Annotated in this window: 6 protein-coding genes; 4 read left to right on the top strand and 2 right to left on the bottom strand. The window is 67.4% G+C overall.

The features are described 5' to 3' along the window. The 4 genes from VIM54_RS06990 to VIM54_RS06975 form a co-directional block, all read left to right on the top strand. A partial coding sequence (locus VIM54_RS06990) for a carbohydrate ABC transporter permease (protein ID WP_414673190.1) occupies positions 1-996 on the top strand: 996 nt, incomplete at its 5' end. Continuing rightward, on the top strand, positions 996-1808 hold the full coding sequence (locus VIM54_RS06985) for a carbohydrate ABC transporter permease (protein ID WP_331900060.1): 813 nt from the start codon (positions 996-998) through the stop codon (positions 1806-1808). The genes VIM54_RS06990 and VIM54_RS06985, both read left to right, overlap by 1 nt. A 47-nt stretch (positions 1809-1855) precedes the next feature. Beyond that, positions 1856-3325: a mannitol dehydrogenase family protein gene (locus VIM54_RS06980; RefSeq protein ID WP_331900058.1), complete on the top strand. Its 1470-nt coding sequence runs from the start codon at positions 1856-1858 to the stop codon at positions 3323-3325. Between the two features lie 86 nt (positions 3326-3411). Beyond that, on the top strand, positions 3412-4356 hold the full coding sequence (locus VIM54_RS06975; RefSeq protein WP_331900056.1) for an NAD(P)-dependent alcohol dehydrogenase: 945 nt from the start codon (positions 3412-3414) through the stop codon (positions 4354-4356). Positions 4357-4399: 43 nt separating this feature from the next. Here VIM54_RS06975 and VIM54_RS06970 read toward each other — a convergent pair whose 3' ends face one another. Together VIM54_RS06970 and upp are read right to left on the bottom strand one after the other, a co-directional pair. Next, a complete protein-coding gene (locus VIM54_RS06970; protein ID WP_331900054.1) occupies positions 4400-5140 on the bottom strand; it encodes a winged helix-turn-helix domain-containing protein in 741 nt (246 codons plus the stop codon). 328 nt (positions 5141-5468) lie between these two features. After that, a complete protein-coding gene (gene upp, locus VIM54_RS06965) occupies positions 5469-6101 on the bottom strand; it encodes a uracil phosphoribosyltransferase (protein ID WP_331900052.1) in 633 nt (210 codons plus the stop codon). Between the last annotated feature and the right edge of the window lie 37 nt (positions 6102-6138).

Genomic DNA, 6138 nt, shown 5'->3' with positions numbered 1-6138 from the left:
GGCCGGACGGATGAACCGGCCGGCCCCGGGTCCCACCTCAACGACGAGGGAATGGCTATGACAACGACAATCGAAGTCCCCACCGCATCTCAGGTGCACCGGGCCACCCAGGCCGGGATCGCCCAGAAGAAGAAGGTCAGGGCGTCCCGGGCGCTCGTGCTTCCGGCACTCGCCTTCTCCGTGATCCTCACCCAGGTGCCCTTCCTGGTCACCATCTACTTCTCGCTGCTCAACTGGAACCAGTTGCGACCGAGCGAGATCAAGTTCGCCTGGTTCAAGAACTACGCCGTGGTCTTCACCGGCCCCGACTTCCTGCCGTCGCTGTTCGCGACCGTGGTGATCACCGGCTCCTCGGTGATCCTCTCGCTGCTGCTCGGCCTGTTCTTCGCGGTGCTGCTCGACCGCAAGTTCGTGGGCCGTGGCCTCGCCCGCACCCTCATGATCACACCGTTCCTGGTGATGCCGGCCGCCGCCGCGCTCATCTGGAAGTGGTCGCTGCTCGACGTCAACGTCGGCATGGTCAACTGGGGCCTGCACCTGTTCGGCCTTCCGGCGATCGCCTGGAACACCGACCTGCCGGTCGTGACCATCATCATGATGCTCACCTGGCAGTACACGCCGTTCATGATGCTCATCCTGCTCGCCGGCCTGCAGAGCCAGAGCCGCGAGGTGCTCGAGGCCGCTTCGGTCGACGGAGCGGGCCCGTGGCGCACCTTCCAGTGGATGACCCTTCCGCACCTGCGCCAGTACATCGAGATCGCGACACTGCTCGGCTCGATCATGCTGCTGCAGGCCTTCGACCCGATCGCCATCATGACGAAGGGCACCGGCGGCACGAAGACGCTGTCGTACCTGCTATACGAGCGGGCCTTCATCGGCCTCGACGTCGGGCAGGCCGCCGCTTTCGGCGTCGTGACCGTGATCGTGACCATCGGGGTGGCGACGATCGCCCTCCGCACGCTGTTCAAGGTATTCATCAATGGAGGAGAGCGCTGATGCGCAAGATCCGTTCGACCCTCATCACGGCGGCCACCTGGGTTCTCGTGGCGATGTTCTTCTTTCCGATCGCCTGGATGGTGTTCACGAGCCTTAAGACCGAGGGCGACGCGGCATCCATCCCGCCCAGGTTCATCGCCGCGCTGAGCTTCGACCAGTACGCCATCGTCTTCAACCGGGGGATGGGCTCCTACCTGCTCAACTCGCTCACCGCGAGCGTCGGCTCGACCCTGCTCGTGCTGATGCTGGCCATTCCCGCGGCGTACGCGCTCAGCATCCGGCCGATCAAGAGGGTGCAGGATGTGCTGTTCTTCTTCATCTCCACCCGCTTTCTGCCGGCCGCGGCGTCGATCCTGCCCGTGTTCTTCATTCTCAAGACCATCGGCGCGCTCGACAACATCACAGCGCTCGGGCTGCTTTATGCCGCCATGAACCTGCCGATAGCGGTGTGGATGATGAGGTCGTTCTTCAACGAGGTACCCGTGGAGATCGTGGAGGCGGCCCAGATCGATGGCGCCAACCTGCGCACGGAGCTCGTGCGCGTGGTGCTGCCGATCCTGTTGCCCGGCATCGCCGCCGTCGCACTGATCTGCTTCATCTTCTCGTGGAACGAGTACTTCCTGGCCACCCTGCTCACGACCTTCCAGGCGCGCACCACCCCGCCGTTCCTCGCGAGCTTCGTGGACGGGCGCGGGCAGTTCCTCGCCGTGCTCTCCGCCGCATCGACCCTCGCGGTGCTGCCGGTGATCATCGCCGGCTGGGTCGCGCAGAAGCAGCTCGTGCGCGGCCTCGCCATGGGTGCCGTCAAGTAGCCCGTCTCCGGTCGACCATTCGCTCTCAACAGGAAGCACGCTCCCCCATGACCAGACTCAGTGCCGAAACGCTGTCCAGCCTCAATCCGACGGTCGCCCGCCCCGGATACGACAGGTCCCAGCTCACCGCGGGCATCGTGCACATCGGGGTCGGCGGCTTCCACCGCGCCCACCAGGCCGTGGCGCTCGACCGGCTGATGAACGCGGGGCTCGCCCTCGACTGGGCCATTTGCGGGGTCGGGCTGCTCGAACCCGACCGGCGAATGAAGCAGGTATTCGATGAGCAGGACTGCCTGTACACGGTGGTGCTGAAGCATGCGGATGGCCGCCGGGAGCCCCAGGTGATCGGCAGCATCGTGGACTACCTGTTCGCCCCGGACGATCCGGAGGCCGTGATCGAGAAGATGGCGAGCCCGGAGATCCGCATCGTGTCGCTCACCATCACCGAGGGCGGCTACAACTTCGACCGGGTGACCGGCGAGTTCGACCAGACCACCCCGGGCATCGTGGCAGACCTGCGCGACGGGGCCATGCCGACGACGGCGTTCGGCTTCGTGACGGAGGCGCTGCGTCGCCGCCAGGACCGCGGCCAGCCGGCGTTCACCGTGCAGTCCTGCGACAACATCCAGTCCAACGGCGACATGGCCAAGCGCATGTTCACCGCGTACGCGCGACTGAAGGATGCCGAGCTGGGCGCCTGGATCGAGGCCAACGTGCACTTCCCCAACGCGATGGTCGACCGGATCACGCCGGTCACCTCCGCGCAGGACATCACCGAAACGGCGGAGCTGATCGGGCTGGACGACGCGTGGCCGGTGGCGTGCGAACCGTTCTTCCAGTGGGTGATCGAGGACGACTTCAGCCTGGGTCGTCCGCCATACGAGCAGGTGGATGTGCAGCTCGTGGACGACGTCGAGCCGTACGAGTACATGAAGCTGCGCCTGCTCAACTCGTGCCACCAGGGCATGTGCTACTTCGGCTTCCTGGGCGGCTATCGCTACGCCCATGAGGCGACCGCCGACCCGGCCATCGCTGCATTCCTCACCAGGTATATGGACCGTGAGGCGACCCCGACCCTGCGGCCGGTGCCCGGCATCGACCTCGAGGCGTACAAGGTCACCCTCATCGAGCGCTTCTCCAACCCCGAGGTGCGGGACACACTCGCACGGTTATGCGCCGAGTCGTCCGACCGCATCCCGAAGTGGCTCGTTCCCGTGATTCGCGACCAGCTGGCGAGTGGCGGTGAGATCGTCTGCGGGGCGGCCATTATCGCCAGCTGGGCGCGTTATGCGGAGGGAGTCGACGAGCAGGGTGAGCCCATCGACGTGGTCGACCCGCTGCGCGACGAACTCGTGGCGATCGCCGGCACCCAGCGCGAGAACCCGCTCGCCTTCATCCAGAATCGCCAACTGTTCGGCGCCCTCGCCGATGACGAGCGGTTCACCACCGCCTACCTCGCCGCGCTCACCTCCCTGTTCGAGCGGGGCGCGCTCGCCACGGTGCGTTCGTACTCCTGAACCCCCGACAGTCGAAAGGACCCATGATGGCCAACCCGAGCGCGGTTCTGTACGCACAGGAAGATCTCCGGATCGAGGACCGACCGATGCCGGTGCCGGCCGCCGGCCAGGTGCTTGTGGAGGTGGGAGCCGTGGGAATCTGCGGCTCCGACGTGCACTACTTCGAGCACGGCCGCATCGGCCGCTACGTGGTGGACGCCCCGATGGTGATCGGGCACGAGTCGGCCGGCGTGATCGTGGGGGTGGGGGAGGGAGTGGATCCGGCCCGCCTCGGCGAGCAGGTCGCGATGGAGCCCGGGGTGCCCGACCGCACATGTGAGCAGTGCCTGGCCGGCCGGTACAACCTCTGCCCGAACGTCGTCTTCTTCGCGACGCCTCCCTTCGACGGATCGATCAGCCGGTTCGTGGTGATCGACCAGTTCTTCGCCCATCCGGCACCCGCCCCGCTCACGGTGGAGCAGGCGGCCATGGCCGAGCCGGTGTCGGTGGGGGTGTGGGCGGCACGCAAGGCGCGGGTGCGGCCCGGCGACCGGGTGCTCGTCACCGGGGCCGGCCCCATCGGGCTATTCGCGGCCCAGGTCGCCCGGGCCTTCGGTGCCCAGAGCGTGACGGTCACCGACATCAGCGAGTTCCGGCTCGGCGTGGCCCGCGACCTCGGTCTGACCGCACTGTCCGCGAGCGAGGACCTCACAGGCGAGTTCGACGTGCTGCTCGAGTGCTCCGGGGCACCGGCTGCCCTCCGCGGCGGCATGAACGCCCTCGCGCCGGCCGGCCGCGTGGTGCTGGTGGGAATGGGGGCCGACACCGTGAGCATCGACGTCCCCCTCGTGCAGGGCAGGGAGCTCACCATCTCGGGAATCTTCCGCTACGCGAACACCTATCCGCTCGCCCTCTCCCTGATCGCCTCGGGAGCGGTCGACACCGACCGTGTCGTCACGCACCGATTCGGCCTCGAGCAGACCGAACTCGCCCTCACGCTCGCTCGGCGCGACCCGAGGTCGCTCAAGGCCGTCGTGCTGCCGTCGGCCTGAGCGGTGCGGCGCGCTGTGCCGCGCGCTGTCGCAGCGGAGCGTCCTAGAAGATGTCGGGGCTCGGCGTGGAGGTGTGGCGGATCGACACGTCGGCGTGACGGTCGAAGCGGTAGCCGACCCCGCGCACGGTGCGCACGATGTCTTCGTATGCACCGAGCTTGGAGCGGAGGCGACGCACGTGCACGTCGATCGTGCGCTCGTTGGGGACGTCGTCGTCGCCGACCGACCAGAGGGAGGCGATGAGCTCGGCGCGTTCGATCGTGCGGCCCTCGCGCAGCACGAGGTACTGCAGCAGCTCGAACTCCTTGTAGGTGAGGGCTGCGGTCTCGTCATCGAGCACGAGGCGTTTGCGGGAGAGGTCGATCACGACGCCGCCCTGCTCCTTCTCGGTCGCTTCCGGCTGCTGGCGGTGCTTGGCCAGGGCGGACGGGTCCTGCAGGGCGAGGCGCACGACCTCGACGTCCCGGCCCCCCGCGCCCTGGGGGGCGAGGGCGACGGCCGCGTAGGTTTCGGATGTCGGCACGAGTTCCGCGGTGAGCTTGCGGAGGGCCTCGACGATTCGCCCGAGGTCGGTGCCGGCCTCGGCGGCCTTGAGTTCGTCCACCCCGACGTAGAGCACGAAGCCGCGGGCCTCGGTTCCGTTCGGCACGGCGCGGATGCGGGCGGGCGACTCCGGAGCGACCGGCGTGGCCGGTGCGGAGACGGGGGCCACCGGGGTGAGCCGGCGTGCGGACGGCTGGGTGGCGGTGAGCGGGTGCGCGAGATCGAAAGTTGCAAGAGACATGGTCGAATTCCTTGGGAGTGGTGAAGGGCCTCTAATGATGAGGGTGTGATCCTTCGGGATACTTCAGGTGATGCTGGCAAGGACGTCGCCCGTTATGAGGAGCGGACATCCCGGAGTTCCTGCTCCGTTACGGGGCTGAACTCGACAAGGAGTGGCTGTTTAGGCACACATTCGACAACACATGACGACGCCGACCGGCATCATCATGCCGGCAGCCCTGGGAGCCGCGAGGGCAGTCAGGTCATGCGCGTTCATAGTCATGTAACAACTATCTTGCATGGGCCGACCGAAAGTCAAGCCCGCGGCGGTGCGGACGCGCGTTTCGCGCCTAGACGGTACCGTAAAGCCGATCTCCTGCGTCCCCGAGTCCGGGCACGATGTATCCCACCTCGTTGAGCCTCTCATCGACGGCTCCGAGCACGATGGTGACGTCCCGGCCCTCCATCGCTTTCTCCACAGCCGCGAGGCCCTCCGGTGCCGCGATGAGGCAGACGGCCGTGACATCCACCGCCCCGCGGGCGAGGAGGAAGTCGATGGCCGCGATGAGGGATCCACCGGTGGCGAGCATCGGGTCGAGCACGAAGCACTGGCGGTTGGACAGGTCCTCGGGCAGCCGCTCCGCGTAGGTGGTGGGCTGGAGGGTCTCCTCGTCGCGCACCATCCCGAGGAAGCCGACCTCGGCGGTGGGGATGAGCTTGACCATGCCCTCGAGCATCCCGAGACCGGCGCGCAGGATCGGCACGACGAGCGGCCTGGGCTGGCTGATCGCGAGTCCGGTGGCGGTGGCGACGGGAGTCTCGACGGTGACCGTCTCAACCCGAACGCCGCGCGTGGCCTCGTACGCGAGCAGGGTCATCAGCTCTTCCGCGAGGGCCCGGAACGTGGGCGACGGGGTGTTCTTGTCGCGCAGCACGGTGAGCTTGTGGGTGACGAGAGGGTGGTCGGCAACGTGGACTCGCATAGGCTCAATCTAGCTTGTCGGCCCAAGGCGTCGGCTG

This window comes from Lacisediminihabitans sp. (genome assembly GCF_036569425.1).
In the GTDB taxonomy this organism is placed as follows: domain Bacteria; phylum Actinomycetota; class Actinomycetes; order Actinomycetales; family Microbacteriaceae; genus Lacisediminihabitans.
Note: the sequence above shows the minus strand (reverse complement) of the source record. Positions and strands in the feature narration are given on the sequence as shown.

What these genes read in the sequence shown, in the direction of transcription:
- VIM54_RS06980 (WP_331900058.1), top strand. Translation starts at nt 1,856, where the DNA reads ATGACCAGACTCAGTGCCGAAACGCTGTCCAGCCTCAATCCGACGGTC.
- VIM54_RS06970 (WP_331900054.1), bottom strand. Translation starts at nt 5,140, where the DNA reads ATGTCTCTTGCAACTTTCGATCTCGCGCACCCGCTCACCGCCACCCAG.
- VIM54_RS06985 (WP_331900060.1), top strand. Translation starts at nt 996, where the DNA reads ATGCGCAAGATCCGTTCGACCCTCATCACGGCGGCCACCTGGGTTCTC.
- VIM54_RS06975 (WP_331900056.1), top strand. Translation starts at nt 3,412, where the DNA reads ATGCCGGTGCCGGCCGCCGGCCAGGTGCTTGTGGAGGTGGGAGCCGTG.
- upp (WP_331900052.1), bottom strand. Translation starts at nt 6,101, where the DNA reads ATGCGAGTCCACGTTGCCGACCACCCTCTCGTCACCCACAAGCTCACC.